The organism is Paraburkholderia elongata (genome assembly GCF_013177735.1).
In the GTDB taxonomy this organism is placed as follows: domain Bacteria; phylum Pseudomonadota; class Gammaproteobacteria; order Burkholderiales; family Burkholderiaceae; genus Paraburkholderia; species Paraburkholderia elongata.
In genome coordinates this window covers 46,509-70,992 of sequence record NZ_WOEZ01000014.1, presented here as the reverse complement: position 1 = coordinate 70,992, position 24,484 = coordinate 46,509, and the positions used below count along the sequence as shown (strand labels likewise).

Below are 24,484 nucleotides of genomic sequence, written 5' to 3'. Positions count from 1 at the left end.
AATCGTTTGAATTCAAGGTCTTCGCGAAGCCGGTTTTGCCCTGCAAAGCCTTGCCGTGCGGACCCGTCAGCGCGGCGGGGCGGTTGTCGAATCAGGGAGTGCTTAATGTTTCTGGACGAGTTGATTAGCGAGTTTGATCGGGGTTTACGCTCAATGACCGGCGTGTCGCGGATGAGTCGTCCGTTGCCGGTTCCGCAAGAATCGGCGGCGGAACCTGTCGAGCTCTCGCCGGCGGAGCGAGCGCACGCGGCCGGTTTGATGCGTGTGAACCATGTCGGTGAGGTGTGCGCGCAGGCGCTTTACCAGGCTCAGAAACTCGCTACCAGGTCGCCGTCTTTGCGGGCCGTGTTTAATCACGCTGCCATAGAAGAAGAGGATCATCTGGCGTGGACCGCCAAACGCCTCGCGGCGCTCGATTCGCGTCCAAGCCTGTTGAACCCGCTCTGGTATACAGGCGCGTTGGCAATCGGCCTTGCGGCAGGCCGCCTGGGCGATCGGGTGAGTCTTGGCTTCATGGCCGAAACCGAGCGCCAGGTCGAACTGCATCTCGATAGCCATCTGGATCAGTTACCCGCGGCCGACCGCGAGTCGCGCGCGATCGTTGAGCAGATGCGTGTGGATGAGGTCGAGCATGGTAAATCCGCTATGGACGCAGGCGGCGTCGAGTTGCCGTTCCCTGCGCGCGCGCTGATGCGTGCGGTATCGAAAGTCATGACACGCACCGCCTATTACATATAAGTTCGAGACCTCTGCTCCCGCACCGCCTGAAAGTGGGACGGCGCCTCGCGCGCCGTCCGCCCGAAATACCCGGAACGCCAGCAAATACCTCCCGACCCCGCTTCACGATCTCTTACATTCCGCGCCTTTCCCTCGTACTTTTCACGTATCACCTTCACAAGTTTCAGTAGCTCATTCATTTATAACGGTTTTCCGTTTTATGGCTGACGTGAAGGAGTCGCGCTAAGTCCTTGTTCTAAAAAACAAAATTCGCTCGAAAAGCGCGTATCTCCCTTGACCCCTGTTTAGCGTTCCTCTAAAGTGGGAGACAGTGTGAGAAAGTGTATTTTTGTGTGATCTCACAGGTGGTTTCGGGTAGATTTTCACGAATTGGGCAGCCGGCGCAAAAACGCCGCGAGCAACTATGTTGCATGGGACCAGAGTAAGTGCTCTGCATGGGGCCCGAGTAAGCGCTAAAGCGCTAACTCGGGCCGACAGCTAAAGCGCTAACTCCGGTCGACCGCAGCGAACTGCATGGGACCGGAGTAAGCGCTAAAGCGCTAACTCCGGTCGACAGGGGAGAGCGAAGTGTTCCAAGGGGCGTCGGCGCTGACACTCGATGCGAAAGGGCGGATGTCGATTCCCTCTCGCTATCGGGACGCGCTGCAAACACAGGCAGAGGGCCGGGTGACGATCACCAAGCACCCGGACGGCTGCCTGTTGCTCTTTCCGCGCCCCGAGTGGGAAGTCTTCCGCGACAGGGTCGACAAGCTGCCTATGAACGCGACTTGGTGGAAGCGCATTTTTCTCGGCAACGCAATGGACGTTGATATGGACGGCGCAGGGCGCGTGCTCGTGTCGCCGGAATTGCGCGCGGCCGGCGGGCTGGAAAAGGAAGTGACCTTGCTCGGCATGGGTCGTCACTTCGAGTTGTGGGACGCACAAACTTACGCAGCAAAGGAACAGGCAGCGATCGCCGAGGGCATGCCCGAAGCGTTAAAGAATTTCACGTTCTGATCGCGGATTACATATATGGCACCTGCGATGGGAAACGAATTGCAGCATCGCACGGTGCTGCTGGAAGAAGCGGTTGAAGCGCTGGTCACACGCGCGGACGGCGTGTATGTGGACGGTACGTTCGGACGCGGCGGTCATAGCCGGTTGGTGTTGGAGAAGCTGGGTGAATCTGGGCGCCTGATTGCGTTCGACAAAGACCCGCTCGCCATCGCCACGGCACAGCAGATTGCCGATCCGCGCTTTGGCATCGTGCACGAGAGTTTTGCTTCACTGCGCGAGGCGATTGCGGAGCGCGGAGTAGGGCGGGTGTCGGGCATTTTGCTGGATCTGGGCGTGTCGTCGCCGCAAGTCGACGATCCGGAGCGGGGTTTCAGTTTCCGCGCCGACGGCCCGCTCGACATGCGGATGGACCCGACGCGCGGCGAGTCTGCCGCTGACTGGCTGGCGCGGGCCACGGTGCAGGAACTGACGGAGGTGATACGAGATTATGGGGAAGAACGGTTTGCTTTTCAGATTGCAAAGGCGCTTGTTGCTCGCCGGGCAGAGTCCGACCGTCTTGGGCCTCTCGTCAGCACGGGCGAGCTTGCCCAAATCGTGGCTAACGTCGTCAAAACCCGTGAGAAGGGCAAGGATCCGGCAACCCGCACCTTTCAAGCTATACGGATTCACATCAATCAAGAGCTTGCGGAGCTGCAAGTCGTTTTAGAAGCAGCGTTGTCGCTGTTGGAGCAAGGGGGGCGGCTGGTGGTCATCAGCTTTCATTCGCTCGAGGACCGGATCGTCAAGCGATTCATGCAGGCGCACGCCAGTACGCCTGCGGTGGACCGCCGTCTGCCGATCCGTGCAGTCGATCTGCCGAGCCCGCCGCTCAAAATCATCGGCCGCGTGTTCGCAAGCGACGCTGAAGTCGCCGCGAACCCGCGCGCCCGTTCTGCCGTGATGCGTGTGGCGGAGCGGATCGCACCATGAATCGCCTCAATATCTTCTTGCTGATGATCGTGATGGGTTGCGCTTTGTCTGTCGTCAACGCAACCAATCAGCAGCGTCAGATTTTTATCCAGTTGCAGCGCGCGCAATCGCAGGAGCACCAGCTGCAGCAGGATTATTCACAGCTTCAATATCAGCAGAGCGCGTTGTCGAAGACTTCGCGCATCGAGCAGATCGCCACTGATTCTCTGAAGATGCAATCGGTCACGACCGGGCGCACCCAATACCTGACGCTCGATCCGGGCGCCGCCAAGGCTGAGGACGCGCCGATCCCGACTTCCGGCCCGGCCTCGGCGCCGGTTGCGACCCGTCGCGGAGGCGTGCGATGAAAAAATCGTCGACTCGCAAAAGCGTCGCCTTTTCGGCGAACCCGATTCTGTCGGTGCGCCTGCCCATGTGGCGCTCGAAACTCGTCGTGTTCATGCTGTTCATGGCGTTTGTCGCGCTGACCGCGCGCGCCTTCTGGATTCAGGGGCCGGGCAATGCCTTTTATCAGAAGCAGGGTGAGATCCGCTATCAACGCCGGCTTGAACTGCCGGCCACGCGCGGCAAGATTCTCGACCGCAACGGCCTCGTGCTTGCCACGAGCCTGCCGGTGCGCGCGATCTGGGCGATTCCCGACTCGGTGCCGGACGACCTCGGCGCCGACAAGCTGAACCAGCTCGGCAAGCTGCTCGACATGACGAACAAGGAACTGCGCGCCAAGCTGTCGGAGGACAAGAACTTCGTCTACGTGAAGCGCCAGGTGCCGGTCGACGTCGCCGAAAAAGTCAACGCGCTGGATATCCCCGGCATTTACGCACGCGACGAGTACAAGCGCTTCTATCCGGAAGGCGAGATCACGGCTCACCTGATCGGCTTCACCAACGTGGAAGACGAAGGCCAGGAAGGCGTCGAACTCGGCGACCAGAAGTTGCTCGCCGGCATGTCGGGCAGCCGCCGCGTCATTAAAGACCGCATGGGCCACATCATCGAAGATGTGGACGAGCAGGTCGTGCCGCACAACGGCCAGGACGTCGATCTCTCGATCGACAGCAAGATCCAGTACATCGCGTATACGAACCTGAAAGCGGCCGTCGAGAAATTCAAGGCGAAGGCTGGCGCGGCGATGGTGATCGACGTGCGGACCGGCGAAGTGCTCGCGCTGGTTAACTACCCGACGTACAACCCGAACGACCGTTCGCACCTCACGGGCGACCAGCTGCGCAACCGCATTCTCACGGACACCTTCGAGCCGGGCTCGATCATGAAGCCGTTCACGGTGTCGCTCGCACTCGACCTGCACCGTGTGACGCCGACTACACTGGTAGATACGGGGCCGGGCCGCTTTGTGCTCGACGGCGCGCCGATTACCGACGACAGCGCGTTTGGCGTGCTGACGGTGGGCGGCGTGATCCAGAAGTCGAGCAACATCGGCGCGACGAAGATCGCCATGCAGCTTAAGCCCGAAGAGATGTGGAACATGTACACCAGCATCGGTCTCGGCCAGGCGCCGAAGGTCGGCTTCCCGGGCGCGGCGGCGGGCCGTCTGCGTCCGTGGAAGAGCTGGCGCCGCATCGAACAGGCGACCATGTCGTACGGCTACGGCTTGTCGGTGTCGCTGTTCCAGTTGGGCCGTGCGTACACCGCGATCGCGCATGACGGCGAGATCATGCCGGTGTCGATTTTCCGCACGCCGGGCGATCAACCGGCAACGGGGCCGCAAATTTTCGCGCCCACCACCGCCCGCGAAGTGCGCGCGATGCTCGAAACCGTCACGGCGCCGGGCGGCACGTCGCCGGATGCGGCCGTGCCGGGCTATCGCGTCGGCGGCAAGAGCGGTACCGCATACAAGCACGGCGCTCACGGCTACGACCACTCCAAGTACCGCGCCTCGTTCGTCGGTATGGCGCCAATGCCGAATCCGCGCATTGTCGTCGCCGTGTCGGTCGACGAACCGACGGCGGGTAGCCACTTCGGCGGTCAGGTGTCCGGTCCGGTGTTCTCGGCGATCGTCGGCGATACGCTGCGTTCGCTGAATGTGCCGCCGGATATGCCGGTCAAGCAGATGGTCGTGTCGGACGATTCGGCGCCTGCGGCGCCGAGCGCACCGCCCTCGCCCGCAACGGTCAAGAAACTTTCCACTAGCGCTGGCGCGAAGAAAATGACGATCTCCGCCAACGCGAAAAGCCATCCCGGAGTTGTGCGATGAGCGCGCTGCGCAAGAAACATCCAGCGCACCGGCAGATCGCCGACGCACTCAACTGGCTGCACGCTCGTGTGCAGCCAGGCGCGCATCTGCACGCCGACACGCGCTCGATCGCTGCGGGCGACGCGTTTTTCGCCTATGCGGTCGACGGGGCGGACAACCGCCCGTTCATCGACGGCGCGATCGAGCGTGGCGCAGCAGCCGTGCTGGTTCAGCCCGAAGGCTTTGGCGGCGTGATCGATCCGTCCACAACGCTGGCCGTGCCGGCGTTGAACGAACTCGCCGGTTCGATTGCGAGCGCCTGGTATAGCGATCCGAGCGACGGCATGCTGACGATCGGCATCACCGGGACAAACGGCAAGACTTCGTGCAGCCAATGGATTTCCGCGGCGCTCACCGCGCTCGGCAAACGTTGCGCGATCATCGGGACGCTCGGCACCGGTCTGCCGGGTGACCTCGTGCACACCGGCTTCACGACGCCTGACGCGCCGCAACTTCAACGCAGTCTCGCGCAGTTGCGCGACGCCGGTGCTCAAGCGGTGGCGATGGAAGTGTCGTCGCACGCCTTGCATCAAGGCCGCGTGAACGGCACGGCGTTCGACATCGCCGTGTTCACGAATCTCACGCAAGACCACCTCGACTATCACGGCACGTTCGATGCCTACGAAACCGCCAAGGCGCGTCTATTCGCCTGGCCGGACCTGCGCGCCGCGGTAATCAACCGTGACGATGCCGCCGGTCGCCGCCTGCTCGTGAGCACGAAGGGCCATACCCGCACGATCGCCTACGGCCTCGACGAAGCGCACAAAGACACGCCGCAAGCCGACGCGTCGGGCGCCGGGGCGTTGCTGCTCGCCTCGAATGTGCGCGCAACCGCGACCGGCACCGCGTTTCATCTGACCACGTCAGACTGGGGCAACGCCGATGTCGAAGTGCAAACGCTCGGCGCATTCAACGTCAGCAATCTGCTCGGCGTACTCGGCGCATTGCTCGCCGCCGACGTACCCTTCGACGCCGCGCTTGCCGAACTGGCGAAGCTCGAGCCGGTAAATGGCCGCATGCAACGCCTCGGCGGCCGCTTGCAGAACGATGAGCCGCTCGTCGTGATCGATTACGCGCACACGCCGGATGCGCTGGAAAAGACCCTGGAAGCACTGCGCCCGATGGCGGCCGCACGCGGTGGCCAACTGATCTGCATGTTCGGGTGCGGCGGAGACCGTGACGCGACCAAGCGTCCGCTGATGGGCGCAATCGCCGAGAGGATCGCCGACGGCGTCGTCGTGACCAGCGACAACCCGCGCAGCGAAGATCCGCAATCGATCATCGAGCAGATCGCCGCGGGCATGAAAGACGCGTCGAAGGCCCGTCGCATCGAGGACCGCGCAAGTGCGATCCTGCAATCGATCCGCTGCGCCGCGCGCGAAGACGTCATCGTGCTGGCCGGCAAGGGGCACGAAGCAACACAGGAAATCATGGGTAAGAAACGCGCGTTTTCCGATCAGGACCATGCTCGCCTTGCGCTCGCCGCACGGGCGACGCACGCACGCGGGGGTGGCGAATGACCATGTTCTCGCTGCGTGACGCCGCTGCGCTGATCCCCGGCGCAACCGTGCTGGGTGACGATAGTGTCACGTTCGAACGCGTTTCGACCGACAGTCGTAGTGCCGGTCCGGGCGATCTGTTCGTCGCGATCAAGGGTGACCGTTTCGACGCGCACGATTTCCTGCCGGAAGTCGCGTCGCGCAACGTCACAGCCGTGTTGCTGACGCGCACGCCTGGTGACTGGCATGTGCCCGCGTTGCGCGTGGCCGATACGCGTGTCGCGCTCGGCGCACTTGCACGCGGTTGGCGCCGCAAGTTCACGATGCCGCTCGTCGCCGTGACAGGTAGCAATGGCAAGACCACGGTCAAGGAAATGATCGCGTCGATCTTCGCCGCTGCGGTCGGCGCGGATACACGCCTCGCGACTGCTGGCAACTTCAACAACGATATCGGCTTGCCGCTTACGCTGTTCCGTCTGCACGCCGCGCATCAACTGGCGGTGGTCGAACTCGGCATGAACCATCCGGGAGAGACCTCGCTGCTCGCGAAGATCGCCGAGCCGACGGTCGCGGTGGTGAACAACGCACAGCGCGAGCATCAGGAATTCATGGCGACGGTCGAAGCCGTCGCACTCGAACATGCCAGCGTGATTCACGCGCTGACGCCGGAAGGTGTCGCCGTGTTCCCTGCTGACGATGCCTACGCGAGCATCTGGCGCGTCGCGGCAACCGGCAATCGCATCATCGACTTCGCGTTGAACGCCCCCGAGCGCGTGACCGAGGCCGCCGTAACCGGCACGTTCACGGACAACGTTCTGAGCATCGACACGCCGGAAGGCCACATCGACGTCACGCTGCAAGTGCTCGGCAACCACAACGCGCACAACGCGTTGGCCGCGACTTCGGCCGCGCTCGCCGCAGGCGTGTCGCTCGACGCGATCAAGCGCGGCCTCGAATCGTTCGGCGCCGTGAAGGGTCGTTTGCAGGTGAAGCGCGCCGCGCTCGGCACACTCGCCGGCGCAACCGTGATCGACGACACCTACAACGCGAATCCCGACTCGATGCGTGCGGCGATCGACGTGCTCGCGTCGCGCGAATCACCGCGCGTGCTGGTGATGGGCGACATGGGTGAAGTCGGCGACAACGGCCCGGCGTTCCACCGCGAAATCGGTGCCTACGCAAAAGAGCGCGGCATCGACGCGCTGTACGCGATGGGCGACGCCTCGCGCGACGCCTGCACCGCGTATGGCACGGGCGCGCATCACGTGGCCGATGTTGGCACGCTGGTCGCGCAATTGCAGCAAGGCGGTTTCGGCCCCGCTGCAACGCTTCTCGTGAAAGGCTCGCGCTTCATGCAAATGGAACGCGTGGTGGACGCCGTAACGAGTCCACAACCCAACGCAGCGGGCAATACGCCCGCTGCACATTGAAATAGAAGGACCGAAGCATGCTACTGGCGCTGGCGCAATGGCTGCAGAATGACGCAAGCTTCTTGCGCGTGTTCAGTTATCTGACTTTCCGTGCGGTGATGGCCACCATCACCGCGCTGCTGATCGGGCTCGTCTGTGGCCCGGCGGTGATCCGCAAGCTGACCGCGATGAAGGTCGGCCAGGCCGTTCGTAAAGACGGTCCGCAAACGCACCTCGTCAAATCCGGAACGCCGACCATGGGCGGCGTGCTGATCCTGCTCGGCATTGCCGTGGCGACGCTGTTGTGGGCCGATCTGACCAACCGCTTCATCTGGATCGTGATGCTGGTTACGTTCGGTTTCGGCGTGATCGGCTGGGTCGACGATTACCGCAAGGTGGTCTACAAGGACCCGCGCGGGATGTCGTCGCGCGAAAAGTATTTCTGGCAGTCGGTGATCGGCCTGTTCGCGGCGGTGTATCTCGCGTTCAGCGTGTCCGAAGCGAGCAACGTGCGCGTGTTCGATCTGTTCATGGCGTGGGTGCGTAGCGGCTTGTCGATGGGCTTGCCGGCGCGCGCCGATCTGTTGCTGCCGTTCGTCAAGTCGATCAGCTATCCGCTCGGCGTGTGGGGCTTCATCGTCCTGACGTATCTGGTGATCGTCGGCGCGAGCAACGCGGTCAATCTCACCGACGGTCTCGACGGCCTCGTGATCATGCCGGTCGTGCTGGTCGGCGCATCGCTCGGGGTGTTCGCGTATGTGATGGGTAGCTCGGTCTATTCGAAGTACCTGCTGTTTCCGCATATCGCCGGTGCGGGCGAATTGCTGATCTTCTGTTCGGCGATGGGAGGGGCAGGGCTCGCGTTCCTCTGGTTCAACACGCACCCGGCGCAGATGTTCATGGGCGACGTCGGCGCATTGGCGCTGGGCGGCGCGCTCGGCACGGTCGCGGTGATCGTGCGTCAGGAAATCGTGCTCTTCATCATGGGCGGCATTTTCGTCGCGGAGACGCTCTCCGTGATGCTGCAGGTCACGTGGTTCAAGTTCACCAAGCGCCGCTTCGGCGAAGGGCGCCGTCTCTTCAAGATGGCGCCGCTGCATCACCATTTTGAATTGTCGGGCTGGAAGGAAACGCAGGTGGTCGTGCGTTTCTGGATCATCACACTGATGCTGTGTCTGTTCGGTTTGTCCACGCTCAAGTTGCGTTAAGTCGTATTTAGGGGAAGCAGGCGATGTTTGGCGAGAAGTTTCGGGATCGGCAAAAGCCGATGGTGCTCGTGCTGGGACTCGGTGAATCCGGTCTCGCAATGGCGCGCTGGTGCGCGCGGCACGGCTGTCGGCTGCGTGTGGCCGATACGCGCGAGGTGCCGCCGAACCTGTCCGCGCTGGAAGCGCACGGCGTCGATGCCGAATTCGTCGGCGGCCCGTTCTCGCTCTCGTTGCTCGAAGGCGTCGAACTCCTGGCGATCAGCCCGGGTTTGTCGCCGCTCGCCGCCGACTTGCTGCCGCTGATCTCGGCGGCGCGTGAGCAGGACATCCCCGTGTGGGGTGAACTCGAATTCTTTGCGCAAGCGTTGAAGACGCTCGGAGAAAGCGGTTACGCGCCGAAGGTGATTGCTATTACCGGCACCAACGGCAAGACCACGACGACGAGCCTCACCGGCCTGCTGTGCGAACGCGCCGGCAAGAAGGTCGCAGTGGCGGGCAACATCAGCCCGGCCGCGCTGGACAAGCTCAGCGAAGCGATCGACAACACCGCGTTGCCCGATGTGTGGGTGCTGGAGCTGTCGAGCTTCCAGCTGGAAACCGCGCATACGTTTTCGCCAGACGCAGCCGTCGTGCTGAACATCACGCAGGATCACCTGGATTGGCACGGCGGCCTCGATGCGTACGCCGCCGCGAAGGGGCGCATCTTCGGTACACAAACCGTGCGCGTGCTGAACCGCGACGACTCGCGCGTGATGGCGCTTGCTCCTTCGGCGGACGGTGATGCAGCGATAATCACCTTCGGCGTCACCGAGCCGAAGAACGACGGCGATTATGGTCTGTTGCGCGACAACGGCATGATCTGGCTGGTCGAAGCGCACGATCGTGACGTCAGCGACGAACCTGCGCCGACGCGCCGTCGCAAGAACGAAGTGGCGGCACCGAAGAACATCGCGCTCAAACGTCTGATGCCGGCGGACGCGCTGCGCATTCGCGGCCTGCACAACGCGGCAAACGCATTGGCTGCGTATGCACTGGCGCGCGCCATCGGTCTGCCAGGCGCGCCGCTCCTGCATGGCCTGCGCGAATACCGTGGCGAACCGCATCGCGTGGAATTGATCGCGTCTATCGAAGGCGTCGATTACGTGGACGACAGCAAGGGCACCAACGTCGGCGCGACGGTTGCCGCGCTCGACGGTCTCGCGCAACGCGCGGTGCTGATCGCCGGCGGCGACGGAAAGGGCCAGGATTTCGAACCGCTCGCTGCACCGGTGATGCGTTGGTGCCGCGCCGTGATGCTGATCGGCCGCGACGCACCGCAGATCCGCGCCGCGCTGGAAGACACAGGCATCGCGATGACCGACCACGCGACGCTCGAAGAAGCGACGCGGGCCGCCACCGCATTGGCGCAGCCAGGGGACGCCGTGCTGCTGTCGCCGGCTTGCGCGAGCTTCGACATGTTCAAGGGTTACGCACATCGCGCGGCGGTTTTTCGCAGCACGGTGGAAGACATCGCGGCTGAACGGGGGACGATGATATGAGCTGGTCGGAACGCTTCGGTTCGCGCCTGGCCGGCTCCCGTGCCGGCGATGGTGATACGGGTAGCGCGCGCCGCACCTCCGGTCGCACTGGCGGCAGTGGTCTCGCGAGCGCCGTGAACGGTGTGCGTCCGCTGCGCTCGCGGATGCTCGACTACGATCACTCGTTGCTGTGGGTGGTCGTCGCGTTGCTCGGGCTCGGCGTCGTGATGGTGTATTCGGCGTCGATCGCGATGCCCGATTCGCCGAAGTACGCGTCGTACCGCGATTACGCGTTCCTCGTGCGCCAGATCATTTTCGTGGTGATGGGCTCGGTGATCGGCGTCGTGTCGTTCCGCATCCCGATCTCGACGTGGGATAAGTACGCGCCGAAGCTGTTTCTGATTTCGCTGGCCGCGCTGGTGATCGTGTTGATCCCGCACGTCGGTAAGGGCGTGAACGGCGCGCGCCGATGGATTCCGCTCGGCATCACGAATATGCAGCCGTCGGAAATCATGAAGCTGGCCGTGACGATTTACGCGGCGAACTACACGGTGCGCAAACAGGAATACATGCACAGCTTCGCCAAGGGCTTTCTGCCGATGGCGGTGGCGGTGGGTCTCGTCGGCGCGTTGCTGCTGCTCGAACCGGACATGGGCGCGTTCATGGTGATCGCCGCGATCGCGATGGGTGTGCTGTTCCTCGGCGGCGTGAACGGCAAGCTGTTCGGCGGGCTTGTGGCCACCGCGGTCGGTACGTTCAGCTTACTGGTGTGGGCGTCGCCGTGGCGTCGTGAACGGATTTTCGCTTACCTCGATCCGTGGGACGACCGTTACGCGCAGGGCAAGGCCTATCAATTGACGCACTCGCTGATCGCTTTCGGGCGGGGCGAGTGGTTTGGCGTGGGCTTGGGCGGCAGCGTCGAGAAGCTCAACTATCTGCCGGAAGCGCATACCGACTTCATCCTCGCGGTGATCGGCGAGGAACTCGGTTTTGTCGGCGTGCTCGTCGTGATCCTGATGTTTTACTGGATCGTGCGCCGCTCGTTTGAGATCGGCCGTCAGGCGCTCGCACTCGATCGCACGTTTGCCGGGCTGGTCGCGAAGGGCATCGGCATCTGGTTCGGCGCGCAGACCTTTATCAACATGGGCGTGAACCTCGGCCTCCTGCCGACTAAAGGTCTCACGTTGCCGCTCGTCAGCTACGGCGGTTCGGGCATCGTGCTGAACTGCGTGGCAGTGGCCGTATTGATGCGTGTGGACTATGAAAATCGTGTGCTGATGCGTGGGGGGAAGGTATGACCCCCATGCAGCAGCGCACGATTTCGGCGAAGGCTAACTTCGTGCGCAAAGCGCGCGAAGTTAAGCGCAGCGGCCGGAGCCAAAACGATTTCCCATTCATGTTGATGCGTGGGGGCAAAGTATGACGGCTCTCCCGCAACGCACGCTGATGGTGATGGCCGGTGGCACCGGGGGACATGTGTTCCCGGGGCTCGCGGTCGCGCACCTGATGCAGGCGTGGGGCTGGAAGGTCGTATGGCTCGGCAATCCCGCGGGCATGGAAGCCACGCTGGTGCCGAAGCACGGCATCCCGATGGAATACGTGCGCTTCGGCGGACTGCGCGGCAAGGGCCTGAAGACGAAGCTCATGTTGCCGCTGAATCTGCTGCGCGCCTGCTCGCAGAGTCTGAGCGTGCTGCGTCGCGTGAAGCCGGACGTCGTGCTCGGCATGGGCGGTTACATCACGTTCCCGGCGGGCTTGATGACCGCGTTGAGCGGCCGTCCGCTGGTGCTGCATGAACAGAATTCGATTGCGGGTCTCGCCAACAAGGTGCTCGCGAAAGTCGCGAAACGCGTGCTGGTTGCATTTCCGAATGCGCTACCGCACGGCGAATGGACCGGAAACCCGATTCGTGCGGAACTTGCACGCGCAATTGCACCCAAAGCACGCTACGCAGAGCGCAGCGGTCCGCTGAACGTGCTGGTGGTGGGCGGCAGTCTGGGTGCGGCGGCATTGAACGAAGTGGTGCCGCGCGCGGTTGCGCTGCTGGCGCCGAATGAACGTCCGCGCATCGTGCATCAGGCGGGCGCGAAGCATATTGAAGCACTGCGTGAGAACTATGCGGCGGCGGGCCTGCAAGCCGGCGCCGATGTAGAGCTCTTGCCTTTCATCGACGACATGACGAGCGCGTACGCGAACGCGGATCTGGTGATCTGCCGTTCGGGCGCGATGACGGTGTCAGAGATTGCAGCAGTAGGGGTGGCGGCGTTCTTCGTACCGTTCCCGTTTGCAGTAGACGATCATCAAACCACTAATGCAGCGTTCCTCGCCGACAACGGCGCGGCGCTGGTCGTGCAGCAACGCGATCTGTCGGCGGCAACACTCGCCGACTGGTTGCGCAGCCAGACGCGAGAGACCCTCGCAGAGATGGCAGAGCGTTCGCGCTCGCTCGCGAAACCCGACGCCACGGAACAGGTCGCGAAGATTTGCGCGACCGTGGCGGGTTCGATTTCGGGCGCGAGCCCAGAAGGAAAGCAATGAAACACATCGTCAAACATATTCACTTTGTCGGCATCGGCGGTGTCGGCATGAGCGGCATCGCGGAGGTGCTGGTCAACCTCGGCTATCAGGTGAGCGGCTCGGACTTGTCGAGCAACGCGGTCACCGATCGCCTCGCCGCACTCGGCGCGCGGATCGCGATTGGCCACGCGGCGGAGAACATCGAAGGCGCGAACGCCGTGGTCGTTTCCACTGCGGTGCGCAGTGACAACCCGGAAGTGCTGGCCGCGCGTCATCGCCGCATTCCGATCGTGCCGCGCGCGGTGATGCTCGCGGAACTGATGCGCCTGAAGCAGGGCATCGCGATTGCCGGCACGCACGGCAAGACCACGACCACTTCGCTGGTGGCGAGCGTGCTGGCGGCGGGCGGGCTCGATCCGACGTTCGTGATTGGTGGCCGCTTGATCAGCGCGGGCGCGAATGCGCGTCTGGGTACGGGCGATTTCATCGTCGCCGAAGCGGACGAGTCGGATGCGTCGTTCCTGAATCTGTTCCCGGTGATCGAGGTCATCACGAACATCGACGCCGATCACATGGACACCTACGGGCACGACTTCGCGCGGCTCAAACAGGCGTTCATCGAATTCACGCACCGTTTGCCGTTCTACGGGATCGCGGTGCTGTGCGTCGACGATCCGAACGTGAAGGAGATTCTGCCGTTCGTGTCGAAGCCAATCATCCGTTACGGTTTTGCGTCGGACGCGCAAGTGCGCGCGGTCAACGTCGAAGCGCACGGCGGCAAGATGCATTTCACGGCAATGCGCGAAGACGCTGCGCCGATCGACATCGTCTTGAACCTGCCTGGCGAGCACAACGTGCAGAACGCTTTGGCCGCAATCGCAATTGCGACTGAACTTGAAGTGAAAGATGCCGATATCCAGCGAGCGCTGGCAGATTTTAACGGCGTGGGCCGGCGCTTTCAGCGTTACGGCGAAGTGCCGGTCGTGTCGGAAGGCAAAGCTGCCGGCGCGTACACGCTGGTCGACGATTACGGTCATCACCCGGTCGAAATGGCGGCAACGGTGGCGGCGGCGCGCGGCGCGTTTCCGGGGCGGCGTCTGGTGCTGGCATTCCAGCCGCACCGCTTCACGCGCACGCGCGATTGCTTCGAAGATTTTGTGAAAGTGCTGTCGACCGTCGACGCCCTTGTGCTGACCGAAGTCTATTCGGCCGGTGAAGCGCCGATCGTCGCGGCGGACGGCCGTGCATTGGCGCGCGCTCTGCGTGTCGCAGGCAAGGTTGAACCGGTGTTTGTCGATACGGTGGATGAAGTGCCGGACGCGCTCTCAGCAGTGGTGCGCGACGGCGATGTGGTGATCACGATGGGCGCGGGTTCGATCGGCGGTGTGCCGGGTCGCCTCGCGCAAGAAACGAAGGTATGAGTGAAATGAGCAGCATCGACCCCAAACAATTCGGCAAAGTGGCAGTGCTGCTCGGTGGCGATTCCGCCGAGCGCGAGGTGTCGCTCAATTCCGGCCGCCTCGTGTTGCAAGGTCTGCGCGATGCCGGTATCGACGCGCATCCGTTCGATCCGGCCGAGCGCCCGCTCGCTGCGTTGAAGGAAGAAGGCTTTGTGCGCGCGTTCAACGCGCTGCACGGCGGCTACGGTGAGAACGGCCAGATCCAGGGCGCGCTGGATTTTTACGGCATCCGTTACACCGGTAGCGGCGTACTCGGCTCGGCGCTCGGTCTGGACAAGTTCCGCACCAAGCTCGTGTGGCAGCAACTCGGTATTCCGACGCCGCCGTTCGAGGCCGTGCTGCGCGGCGACGACTACGAAGCACGTGCGAAAGACATCGTCGCGAAGCTCGGCTTGCCGCTGTTCGTGAAGCCGGCCAGCGAAGGTTCGAGTGTCGCGGTGATCAAGGTGAAAAGCGCCGACGCATTGCCCGCAGCGCTGCTCGAAGCGGTCAAGTACGACAAGATCGTCGTGGTGGAAAAGAGCATCGAAGGTGGCGGCGAATACACGGCATGCATTGCCGGAGATCTGGATCTGCCGGTGATCCGCATCGTGCCGGCCGGCGAGTTCTACGACTACCACGCGAAGTACATCGCCAACGACACGCAGTACCTGATTCCGTGTGGTCTGGCGGCCGACGAAGAAACGCGCCTGAAAGTGCTGGCGCGCCGCGCGTTCGACGTGCTCGGGTGCACCGATTGGGGGCGCGCCGATTTCATGCTCGACGCGGACGGCAACCCGTATTTTCTCGAAGTGAACACGGCGCCTGGGATGACCGATCACTCGCTGCCGCCGAAAGCGGCGCGCGCGGTGGGTATCAGCTATCAGGAACTGGTTGTCGGCGTGTTGGCGCTGACGCTCAAGGACTAACAAAGGACTAACCGGGGCGACCCGAAAGCAACACCATGTGGAACAACGTTCGCCAGCTCAATCTCGCCGCCAACGCATTGCATGCGTTGCTGGTGCTCGTGCTGCTGGCGGCTGGCGGTTACTGGTTGATCCAGCGTCCGAATTTCGCGCTGCGCGAAATCCAGATCGACGGCGACACCGAGCACATCAATTCGCCGACGGTGCGCGCCGGCGTAGTAGGGCGGTTAAAGGGCAATTTTTTTACGGTGGATCTCGACGTCGCACGGCAGGCGTTCGAGCAGATGCCATGGGTGCGTCACGCGAGCGTGCGGCGAGTCTGGCCGAATGCGCTGGCTGTCACGCTTGAAGAGTACAAACCGCTAGGAACGTGGGGCAGCGATCAGCTGGTGAGCGTGGACGGCGACCTGTTCACCGCGAACCAGGGTGAGCTCGAAGAAGAGCTGCCCGCGTTCGACGGCCCGGACGGTACGGCAAAAGAAGTCGTCGCGCGTTATAGCGACTTCAAGAAGTGGTTTGCGCCGTTGGGCGCAACGCCCGAAGAAGTCACGCTTTCGCCGCGTTACGCGTGGACGGTGAAGCTGTCGAACGGCATGCAAGTGGAACTTGGGCGCGAGCGCAATCAGGACACGCTGCTCGATCGGAGCCGCCGCCTGACCGCGGCGTGGAACGCGGTGACGCAACGTTGGGGAAAGGATATCGAGTATGCGGACTTGCGCTATCCGAACGGTTTCGCGATTCGTGCCGCTGGCATGCGCTTTATCAGCGAACCCGATAAGGGCAAGAAGTAAACGGACATCACACGCAATGAGCACGCTATGAGTAAAGACTATAAAGATCTGCTGGTCGCCCTCGACATTGGGACGTCGAAGGTAGTGGCTATCGTCGCCGAGTTGAAGGGCGAGGGTCACTACGAGGTGATCGGCCTCGGCCAGAGCGAATCGAAGGGGCTCAAGAAGGGCGTGGTGGTGAACATCGAAGCCACCGTGCAGTCCATTCAGCGCGCGCTCGAAGAGGCCGAGCTGATGGCCGACTGCAAGATCACGAACGTATTTACCGGGATCGCCGGCAGCCATATCCGCAGCTTCAACTCGAGCGGCATGGTGGCGATCAAGGAAAAGGAAGTCACGCAGACGGACGTTGCGCGTGTGATCGAGACGGCGAAGGCGATCAACATCCCGACCGATCAACAAGTGCTGCACATCCTGACGCAGGAATTCATCATCGACGGGCAGGAAGACGTGCGCGAGCCGATTGGCATGAGCGGCATCCGCCTGGAAGTGAAGGTGCATATCGTCACCGGTGCGGTGAGCGCGGCGCAGAACATCGTCAAGTGCGTGCGCCGCTGCGGGCTCGAAGTGAACGATCTGATCCTGCAGCCGCTCGCTTCGTCGCTGGCGGTGCTGACGGAAGACGAGAAGGAGCTGGGCGTAGTGTTGGTCGATATCGGCGGCGGCACGACGGACATCGCGATTTTCAGTGAAGGCGCGATTCGTCACACGGCGGTGATTCCGATCGCCGGCGACCAGATCACGAGCGACATCGCAATGGCCTTGCGCACGCCGACGCCGGACGCGGAAGACATCAAGGTCGACTACGGCATTGCGAAGCAGGCTCTCGCCGATCCGGACGAAATGATCGAAGTGCCGGGTCTCGGCGAGCGCGGCCCGCGCACGCTGTCGCGCCAGGCATTGGCGGCGGTGGTCGAACCGCGTGTCGAAGAACTGTTTTCGCTCGTGCAGCAGGTGGTGCGCGAGTCGGGTTACGAAGAACTACTGAGCTCCGGCGTGGTGCTGACCGGCGGCGCGTCGATGATGCTCGGCATGGTCGAACTCGGCGAGGACATTTTCCTGAAGCCGGTGCGCATCGGCGTGCCGGAATACGCGGGCGGTCTCGCCGATGTCGTGCGTAACCCGCGTTATTCGACGGCGATGGGTCTGCTCTTCGAAGGACGCTCGCAACGGATGCGCGGCCGCAAGGTCGCAGTGCAGTCGGGGTCGATGGGCCAGGTCTTCACGCGAATGAAAGACTGGTTCCTCGGCAACTTCTAACGAATTCGCTTTTCAGAACAGATTTCGAAAACTCGCGCTGGTGCCGGCGGCTGGCGCGCGACAGGGGGTTGCCCGATCTCCTGCCGAATAACGGCCGAGTGGCTGTAATTTTTTATCTTGACGGAGGCAACATGGAATTCCAGATGCTGGAAACCGAAACGAACGGCACCATTATCAAGGTGATCGGAGTAGGTGGCGCTGGCGGCAATGCCGTTCAGCACATGATCAACAAAGGCGTGCAAGGCGTCGACTTCATCGTGATGAACACGGACGCGCAGGCTCTGTCGCGTTCGCGCGCTTCTGCGGTGATCCAGCTCGGCAACACGGGTCTTGGCGCTGGCGCCAAGCCGGAAATGGGCCGCGCGGCAGCAGAAGAAGCACGTGAGCGCATCGCCGACGCACTGCGCGGCGCACACATGGTGTTCATCACCGCCGGTATGGGTGGCGGCACGGGCACGGGTGCAGCACCGGTGGTCGCGCAGATCGCCAAGGAAATGGGTATCTTGACTGTTGGCGTGGTCAGCAAGCCGTTCGAATTCGAAGGCGGCAAGCGGATGCGCGTCGCAGAAGCTGGTTCGCAGCAACTGGAGGATCACGTCGACTCGCTGATCGTCGTTCTGAACGACAAGCTGTTCGAGGTGATGGGCGATGACGCCGAGATGGACAAGTGCTTCCAGTGCGCAGACGACGTTCTGAACAACGCAGTTGCCGGCATCGCGGAAATCATCAACGTCGACGGTCTGGTGAACGTCGACTTCGAAGACGTGAAGACGGTGATGGGCGAGCAGGGCAAGGCGATGATGGGCACGGCGACGGTTGCCGGCGTCGATCGCGCACGTCTGGCTGCCGAGCAGGCTGTGGCCAGCCCGCTGCTGGAGGGTGTGGATCTGTCGGGCGCGCGTGGCGTGCTGGTCAACATCACGTCGAGCCGTTCGCTGCGTCTGTCGGAAACGCGCGAAGTGATGAACACCATCAAGAGCTATGCTGCAGAAGACGCAACCGTGATCTTCGGCGCGGTGTACGACGATGCTATGGGCGACGCGCTGCGCGTGACGGTCGTGGCAACGGGTCTGGGCCGTGCGGCGAAGAAGCAGCAATCGGCACCGATGACGCTCCTGCGCACCGGCACGGATAACCAGCCGATCGGCGCGCACGCGGCTTACACACCGTCGTCCTCGCATCATGCAAGCACGGCCGATTACGGCGCGCTGGATACGCCGGCTGTGTGGCGCACGTCGCGCGATACGGCGGCTTCGCACGTGCAGGCGCTGCAGGAAAAGGGCGTCGATACGTACGACATTCCGGCATTCCTGCGCAAGCAGGCGGACTGAGCGCACGAGCAGGCTTTCGTTGCCGCGCTGGTTTAGTAGCGCGGGCGAACGAATGCACGAGCGTGGCGGGTGAACGGCGAACAAGCCGCGTATCGTCTGATTCGCGGCAAGGACTAGTGCCCTCTTCGGATTCGCGAAGCGGATGGGGCAACTGTCGCCGGATGGCGGAGCCTTTGTTGGGCAGACGCTGAATTCACTGCGACACGACAACGTGCGAGCGATGCTTCGCATCGATGCAAAGGACTGAGCATGATTCAAACAGGTGAGAAGCTGCCCGACGCGACGCTCTTCGAGTTCGTCGAAGACGCGCGTGCGGGTTGCACGCTGGGGCCTAACAGCTTCGACGTGCGCGAGCAGACGGCGGGTAAGCGCGTGGTGATCTTCGGGTTGCCGGGTGCGTTCACGCCGACCTGTTCGGCCAAACATGTACCGGGTTACGTCGAGCGCGCCGAGCAGTTGCGCGCGCTTGGCATCGACGAGATCTGGTGCGTGTCCGTCAACGACGCGTTCGTAATGGGCGCGTGGGGACGCGATCAGCACGCCTCGGGCAAGGTGCGCATGATGGCGGATGGCAGTGCGGCTTTCACGCGGGCGCTCGGTCTTGAGCAGGATTTGTCGGCGCGTGGCATGGGAATCCGTTCCCAGCGCTACGCGATGGTTGTCGACGACGGCGTGGTCAAGACGTTGAACGTCGAGGCTGCCGGCAAATTCGAAGTCAGCGATGCAGGGAGTATCCTCGCTACGTTGAGCTAGTTACGGTTGCGTTCTATGCCTTCGCCCCGAGCCTGCGCGGTTACCGCGTTGTATCAGGGCAACGGCGTATAAGACGCTTTTGTGACGGGCCGTTACGCGGGCCGATGACCGGAAACGCCTCCGTTCCGGACATCGGCCCGTCACGCTTTCCCTGACGGGCGCCCATTGGGTAATGCAGCGAAACAGATTGATACGTTCCGCGCAAAGACGCTCCTTAGGGTATTGGAGTATACTTCGCGCTATGGAATAAAAAGTCCCGATTGGGATTTTCAATCGAATAGAAGATCACCATGTTGAAGCAGCGCACAATCAAATCAATCGTCAAGACAGTCGGCATCGGCCTGCACTCCGGCCGCAAAGTCGACTTGACGCTCCGTCCGGCGGCGCCGGATACCGGTATCGTGTTTTCGCGCGTGGATTTGGCCACGCCGGTGGACATCCCTGCATCGGCAATGGCGATCGGCGATACGCGTCTGGCTTCCGTGTTGCAGAAAGACGGCGCGCGCGTGTCGACCGTCGAGCATTTGATGTCCGCATGCGCGGGCCTCGGCATCGATAACCTTTATGTCGACGTCACCGCGGAAGAAATTCCGATCATGGACGGCAGTGCGGGTTCGTTCGTGTTTCTGATTCAGTCGGCCGGTATTGAAGAGCAGAACGCGCCGAAGAAATTCATCAAGGTCACCAAGCCGGTGGAAATTCGTGACGGCGATAAATTCGCGCGTCTGGATCCGTATTTCGGCTTCAAGCTCAAATTCACCATCGATTTCCGTCACCCGGCCGTGGATAAAACCGGCCAGGCGCTGGAAGTGGATTTTGCCAATACGTCGTATGTGCGGGAAATTGCCCGTGCACGTACGTTCGGCTTTGCGCACGAAGTGGAAATGATGCGCGAACTCGGTTTGGCACGCGGCGGCAGCATGGATAACGCCATCGTGCTTGACGAATACCGCATTCTGAACAACGACGGCCTTCGTTACGACGACGAATTCGTGAAGCACAAGATGCTCGACGCGATCGGTGATCTGTACGTGGTCGGCCATCCGTTGCTGGCTTCGTACACGGCGTACAAGTCGGGCCACGGCCTGAACAACGCGCTGTTGCGCGAGCTGCTGGCGCATGAAGATGCGTACGAAGTCGTCACGTTCGACGATACGCAAAAGGCGCCGCGCGGCTTTGCGTACGAAACGCAGACGGCGTTTGCGTAATTTGCGTAGCGCCTTCGGATGAAATTTCCGAAGCGAATGGATGAAAAATAAGCGGCCCATCTGGGCCGCTTATTTTTTGTTCAGCGATTCCGCCGATGCCGCGCTGCCATTTTCGCCAAAGCTTCCTGCAGCGGCGAGGGCGCGAGCGATTCGGAGAGCGCTTGCAGCGCGTCCGCACCGGCCGGCGTCATGCGCGCCTGCTTGACCGGCGGCGGCTCCTTCAGGGGCTGCGGCCGCACGCGAATCCGCAGCGCATTGATCGGCCAGCCGCGCTGCTGCAGATCAGACAGCAAGCGCGGCTCAATCTGGCGCAGGCGGGCGGCTAGTGCGTTGTGCCCGGCAAATAGGGCCAGCACGCCTTCCTTGATGAAGCTCGGCTCGACGCTGGTTGCCAGATAATCGGGCAGCAGCTCGCGCAAATCCTTTTCCAGCGCCGCAATCTGCTCGACGCCCGCGCGCAGCGCCACGAACGCGTCGGTGCGATTCAGCACTTCGGCGACGGGCTGCGGGCGGCGCGCTTTGAACTGCTTGGGCGGCGGCCTTGAAAAGGACGGAAAACGGCTCATGTTTGGTCGTGACGGCGTGTTCGCACCCGATGTGCGCTTACGCCGCGATTGTACCGCGCGGGATGCACGCGGACCCGCCTCAATGCGTACTGCCGGAGCTCGCTGCGGCAGGCTCTCTGAGCCTTGCCGCCGTCGCACTGCTGACACAGGCGCGGGCGGGGGCGCGTGCTAAAATGCGCGATTCGAATTCACTCTTGGACTAAGCCGCCGAGGCCCTTCCGACCCCGGAGCGCACGTGCACGAACCGCACGCCGCGAACCAGCCGAAGCCGCGACGCAGACACCGATCCGATGACCACCGGTTTTCTACAGAAGATTTTTGGCAGCCGCAATCAGCGGCTAGTCAAGCAATATCAAAAGACCGTCACGGCGATCAATGCGCTCGAGCCGCAGATCGAGCAATTGACGGATGATCAACTGCGCGCCAAAACGGGTGAATTCCGCCAGCGCATCGCGAGTGGCGAGTCGCTCGACAAGCTCCTGCCCGAAGCCTTCGCGGTGTGCCGCGAGGCCAGCAAGCGGACGCTGAAAATGCGCCACTTCGACGTGCAGCTGATCGGCGGCATGGTCCTGCACTACGGCAAGATCGGCGAAATGCGCACCGGCGAAGGCAAGACGCTCGTCGCCACGCTGCCGGTGTACCTGAATGCGCTGTCCGGCCGCGGCGTGCACGTCGTCACGGTCAACGATTACCTGGCTCAGCGCGACGCCGAATGGATGGCGCGTCTGTACAACTTCCTGGGTCTGTCGGTCGGCATCAATCTGTCGCAGATGGATCATGGCGCGAAGCAGGAAGCGTATGCCGCTGACATTACTTACGGCACCAACAACGAATTCGGCTTCGACTACCTGCGCGACAACATGGTCTACGAGACCGATGCGCGCGTGCAGCGAGCCCTGAATTTCGCGGTGGTCGACGAGGTCGACTCGATCCTGATCGACGAAGCCCGTACGCCGCTGATCATCTCCGGCCAGGCCGAAGATCACACCGAACTCTACGTGCGCATGAACGCGTTGCCGCCGCTGCTCGAACGCCAGATCGGCGAAGAGAAGGCGGACGGCACCGGCGTGGAAAAGCCGGGCGACTACACGCTGGACGAGAAAGGCCGCCAGGTCTTCCTGACGGAATCGGGCCACGAAAAGGCCGAGCGTCTGCTCGCCGAATGGGGCCTGATCGGCGATGGCGAAAGCCTGTACGCGCCGCAGAACATCACGCTGATGCACCACGTGTACGCCGCACTGCGCGCGCACACGCTGTTCTTCAAGGATCAGCACTACGTCGTGCAGAACGGCGAAGTCGTGATCGTCGACGAATTCACCGGCCGTCTGATGTCGGGTCGCCGCTGGTCGGATGGCTTGCACCAGGCGGTTGAGGCGAAGGAACACGTCAAGATCCAGAGCGAGAATCAGACGCTCGCGTCGATCACGTTCCAGAACTACTTCCGTATGTACGCGAAGCTGTCCGGCATGACCGGTACGGCCGATACCGAAGCGTACGAATTCAACGAGATCTACGGTCTCGAAACGGTCGTGATCCCGACCAACCGTCCGCCGAAGCGGATCGACAAGCAGGATCAGATCTACAAGACCGCCAAGGAGCGTTATGACGCGGTGATCCGCGACATCCGCGATTGCCACGAGCGCGGTCAGCCGGTGCTGGTCGGCACGACGTCGATCGAAAACTCGGAACTGCTGTCGCATCTGCTGAAGCAGGGCGGGTTGCCGCACGAAGTGCTGAACGCCAAGCAGCACGCGCGTGAAGCTGAGATCGTCGCCGAAGCTGGCCGTCCGAAGCGTGTCACGATCGCCACGAACATGGCCGGTCGCGGTACCGACATCGTGCTCGGCGGCAACGCCGAAAAGCAGGCGTCTTTCATCGAAAAGGATGAAACACTTTCTGACGACGAGAAGCAACGCCGCATCCAGAAGCTGCACGACGAATGGCAAGCACTGCACGATCAGGTGAAGGCCGCGGGCGGTCTGCACATCATCGGTACCGAACGTCACGAATCGCGCCGGATCGACAACCAGTTGCGTGGCCGTGCCGGCCGTCAGGGCGATCCGGGTTCGTCGCGCTTCTATCTGTCGCTGGAAGATCCGCTGCTGCGCATTTTCGCGGGCGATCGCGTGCGCGCGATCATGGACCGCCTGAAGATGCCGGAAGGCGAGGCGATCGAGGCGGGCATCGTGTCGCGTTCGATCGAATCGGCGCAGCGCAAGGTTGAAGCGCGCAACTTCGACGTTCGCAAGCAATTGCTCGAATACGACGACGTGTCGAACGATCAGCGCAAGGTGATCTACCAGCAGCGCAATGAATTGCTCGAAGCGAACGACATCACCGAAACCATCGGCGCCATGCGTCATGGTGTGATCGCCGATATCGTTCACCAGTTCGTGTCGGCCGGCAGCATCGAAGAGCAGTGGGACGTGCCCGAGCTGGAGGAAGTGCTGCGCAACGAATGGCAGCTCGACCTCGCGATCCAGGAAATGATCAACGAGTCGAACTCGATCAGCGCGGACGAGATTCTTGAAGCTGTCGAAGCCGCAGCGGACGAAGCGTACGAATCGAAGGTCGAACAGGTCGGCCGCGAATCGTTCAGCGCGTTCGAACGCTCGATCATGCTGCAAACGCTGGACCGCAGCTGGCGCGAGCATCTGGCCGCGCTCGATCACCTGCGCCAGGGTATCCATCTGCGCGGCTACGCGCAGAAGAATCCGAAGCAGGAATACAAGCGCGAGGCGTTCGAACTGTTCGCTGCGATGCTCGACGCCGTGAAGCTCGAAGTCACCCGTGTGGTGATGAACGTGCAGATCCAGTCGCCGGAACAGCTGGAACAGGCCGCCGAGCAGTACGAAGAGCAAGGCAGCCACCTCGAAAACGTCGAGTTCCGTCACGCCGAATTCGCCGAAGCGGCAGCAGCAGCGCCTGCCGCCGCGGAAGCGGCTACCGCCGCGATGATCGGCGAGGCGATGAGCCACGGCTCGTCGCACGCCATCGCGTCGGACCTGAGCGCGGACAGCGTGCCGAAGGTCGGCCGCAACGACCCGTGTCCGTGCGGTAGCGGTAAGAAGTACAAGCAGTGCCACGGCAAGATCGCGTAATGCCGAAA

Annotated in this window: 20 protein-coding genes; 19 read left to right on the top strand and 1 reads right to left on the bottom strand. The window is 62.5% G+C overall.

Annotation, left to right across the window (positions count from 1 at the left end):
* The first annotated feature begins 105 nt into the window (after positions 1 to 105).
* The 18 genes from coq7 (at position 106) to lpxC (ending at position 20,809) form a co-directional block, all read left to right on the top strand.
* Positions 106 to 738, top strand: a complete 633-nt coding sequence (coq7, locus tag GNZ13_RS02695; protein WP_172160252.1) for a 2-polyprenyl-3-methyl-6-methoxy-1,4-benzoquinone monooxygenase — start codon at positions 106 to 108, stop codon at positions 736 to 738.
* A 567-nt stretch (positions 739 to 1,305) separates the two neighbouring features.
* On the top strand, positions 1,306 to 1,734 hold the full coding sequence (gene mraZ, locus GNZ13_RS02690) for a division/cell wall cluster transcriptional repressor MraZ (protein WP_172160250.1): 429 nt from the start codon (positions 1,306 to 1,308) through the stop codon (positions 1,732 to 1,734).
* Positions 1,735 to 1,749: 15 nt separating this feature from the next.
* Positions 1,750 to 2,703, top strand: coding sequence for a 16S rRNA (cytosine(1402)-N(4))-methyltransferase RsmH (gene rsmH / locus GNZ13_RS02685; RefSeq protein WP_172160248.1), 954 nt, complete (start codon positions 1,750 to 1,752; stop codon positions 2,701 to 2,703).
* Positions 2,700 to 3,050, top strand: coding sequence for a cell division protein FtsL (gene ftsL, locus GNZ13_RS02680; protein ID WP_074282108.1), 351 nt, complete (start codon positions 2,700 to 2,702; stop codon positions 3,048 to 3,050). The genes rsmH and ftsL overlap by 4 nt, the downstream gene beginning before the upstream one ends.
* Positions 3,047 to 4,912: a peptidoglycan D,D-transpeptidase FtsI family protein gene (locus GNZ13_RS02675; protein WP_172160246.1), complete on the top strand. Its 1,866-nt coding sequence runs from the start codon at positions 3,047 to 3,049 to the stop codon at positions 4,910 to 4,912. Before ftsL ends, GNZ13_RS02675 begins: the two co-directional genes overlap by 4 nt.
* A complete protein-coding gene (locus GNZ13_RS02670; protein ID WP_172160244.1) occupies positions 4,909 to 6,471 on the top strand; it encodes a UDP-N-acetylmuramoyl-L-alanyl-D-glutamate--2,6-diaminopimelate ligase in 1,563 nt (520 codons plus the stop codon). The genes GNZ13_RS02675 and GNZ13_RS02670 overlap by 4 nt, the downstream gene beginning before the upstream one ends.
* Positions 6,468 to 7,880, top strand: coding sequence for a UDP-N-acetylmuramoyl-tripeptide--D-alanyl-D-alanine ligase (locus tag GNZ13_RS02665; protein ID WP_172160242.1), 1,413 nt, complete (start codon positions 6,468 to 6,470; stop codon positions 7,878 to 7,880). The genes GNZ13_RS02670 and GNZ13_RS02665 overlap by 4 nt, the downstream gene beginning before the upstream one ends.
* 17 nt (positions 7,881 to 7,897) lie before the next feature.
* On the top strand, positions 7,898 to 9,067 hold the full coding sequence (gene mraY / locus GNZ13_RS02660; RefSeq protein ID WP_063497428.1) for a phospho-N-acetylmuramoyl-pentapeptide-transferase: 1,170 nt from the start codon (positions 7,898 to 7,900) through the stop codon (positions 9,065 to 9,067).
* A gap of 23 nt (positions 9,068 to 9,090) precedes the next feature.
* Entirely contained in the window at positions 9,091 to 10,605 is a 1,515-nt protein-coding gene (gene murD / locus GNZ13_RS02655; protein ID WP_172160240.1) for a UDP-N-acetylmuramoyl-L-alanine--D-glutamate ligase, read from the top strand.
* The gene (gene ftsW / locus GNZ13_RS02650; RefSeq protein WP_172160238.1) at positions 10,602 to 11,882 is read left to right on the top strand and encodes a putative lipid II flippase FtsW; all 1,281 of its coding nucleotides are present in this window, start codon (positions 10,602 to 10,604) and stop codon (positions 11,880 to 11,882) included. Before murD ends, ftsW begins: the two co-directional genes overlap by 4 nt.
* Before the next feature lie 121 nt (positions 11,883 to 12,003).
* Positions 12,004 to 13,122: an undecaprenyldiphospho-muramoylpentapeptide beta-N-acetylglucosaminyltransferase gene (gene murG / locus GNZ13_RS02645; protein WP_172160236.1), complete on the top strand. Its 1,119-nt coding sequence runs from the start codon at positions 12,004 to 12,006 to the stop codon at positions 13,120 to 13,122.
* The gene (gene murC / locus GNZ13_RS02640) at positions 13,119 to 14,522 is read left to right on the top strand and encodes a UDP-N-acetylmuramate--L-alanine ligase (RefSeq protein ID WP_172160234.1); all 1,404 of its coding nucleotides are present in this window, start codon (positions 13,119 to 13,121) and stop codon (positions 14,520 to 14,522) included. Before murG ends, murC begins: the two co-directional genes overlap by 4 nt.
* 5 nt (positions 14,523 to 14,527) lie before the next feature.
* Positions 14,528 to 15,469 (top strand): D-alanine--D-alanine ligase, encoded by a 942-nt coding sequence (locus GNZ13_RS02635; protein ID WP_172160266.1) that lies wholly within the window; start codon positions 14,528 to 14,530, stop codon positions 15,467 to 15,469.
* Between the two features lie 35 nt (positions 15,470 to 15,504).
* On the top strand, positions 15,505 to 16,257 hold the full coding sequence (locus GNZ13_RS02630; protein WP_172160232.1) for a cell division protein FtsQ/DivIB: 753 nt from the start codon (positions 15,505 to 15,507) through the stop codon (positions 16,255 to 16,257).
* A 27-nt stretch (positions 16,258 to 16,284) separates the two neighbouring features.
* Positions 16,285 to 17,517, top strand: coding sequence for a cell division protein FtsA (gene ftsA, locus GNZ13_RS02625; RefSeq protein ID WP_074282118.1), 1,233 nt, complete (start codon positions 16,285 to 16,287; stop codon positions 17,515 to 17,517).
* Positions 17,518 to 17,648: 131 nt separating this feature from the next.
* The gene (gene ftsZ / locus GNZ13_RS02620) at positions 17,649 to 18,848 is read left to right on the top strand and encodes a cell division protein FtsZ (protein ID WP_172160230.1); all 1,200 of its coding nucleotides are present in this window, start codon (positions 17,649 to 17,651) and stop codon (positions 18,846 to 18,848) included.
* Positions 18,849 to 19,097: 249 nt separating this feature from the next.
* Positions 19,098 to 19,601: a peroxiredoxin gene (locus GNZ13_RS02615; RefSeq protein ID WP_172160228.1), complete on the top strand. Its 504-nt coding sequence runs from the start codon at positions 19,098 to 19,100 to the stop codon at positions 19,599 to 19,601.
* Positions 19,602 to 19,891: 290 nt separating this feature from the next.
* Positions 19,892 to 20,809 carry a UDP-3-O-acyl-N-acetylglucosamine deacetylase gene (lpxC, locus tag GNZ13_RS02610; protein ID WP_172160226.1) on the top strand — a complete coding sequence of 306 codons (918 nt, stop codon included), beginning with the start codon at positions 19,892 to 19,894 and terminating at the stop codon, positions 20,807 to 20,809.
* An 80-nt stretch (positions 20,810 to 20,889) separates the two neighbouring features.
* Here lpxC and GNZ13_RS02605 read toward each other — a convergent pair whose 3' ends face one another.
* Positions 20,890 to 21,375: a DciA family protein gene (locus GNZ13_RS02605; RefSeq protein ID WP_172160224.1), complete on the bottom strand. Its 486-nt coding sequence runs from the start codon at positions 21,373 to 21,375 to the stop codon at positions 20,890 to 20,892.
* A 290-nt stretch (positions 21,376 to 21,665) separates the two neighbouring features.
* Here GNZ13_RS02605 and secA point away from each other — a divergent pair, with 290 nt between their 5' ends.
* Positions 21,666 to 24,476 (top strand): preprotein translocase subunit SecA, encoded by a 2,811-nt coding sequence (gene secA, locus GNZ13_RS02600; RefSeq protein ID WP_172160222.1) that lies wholly within the window; start codon positions 21,666 to 21,668, stop codon positions 24,474 to 24,476.
* The last annotated feature ends 8 nt before the right edge of the window (positions 24,477 to 24,484 follow it).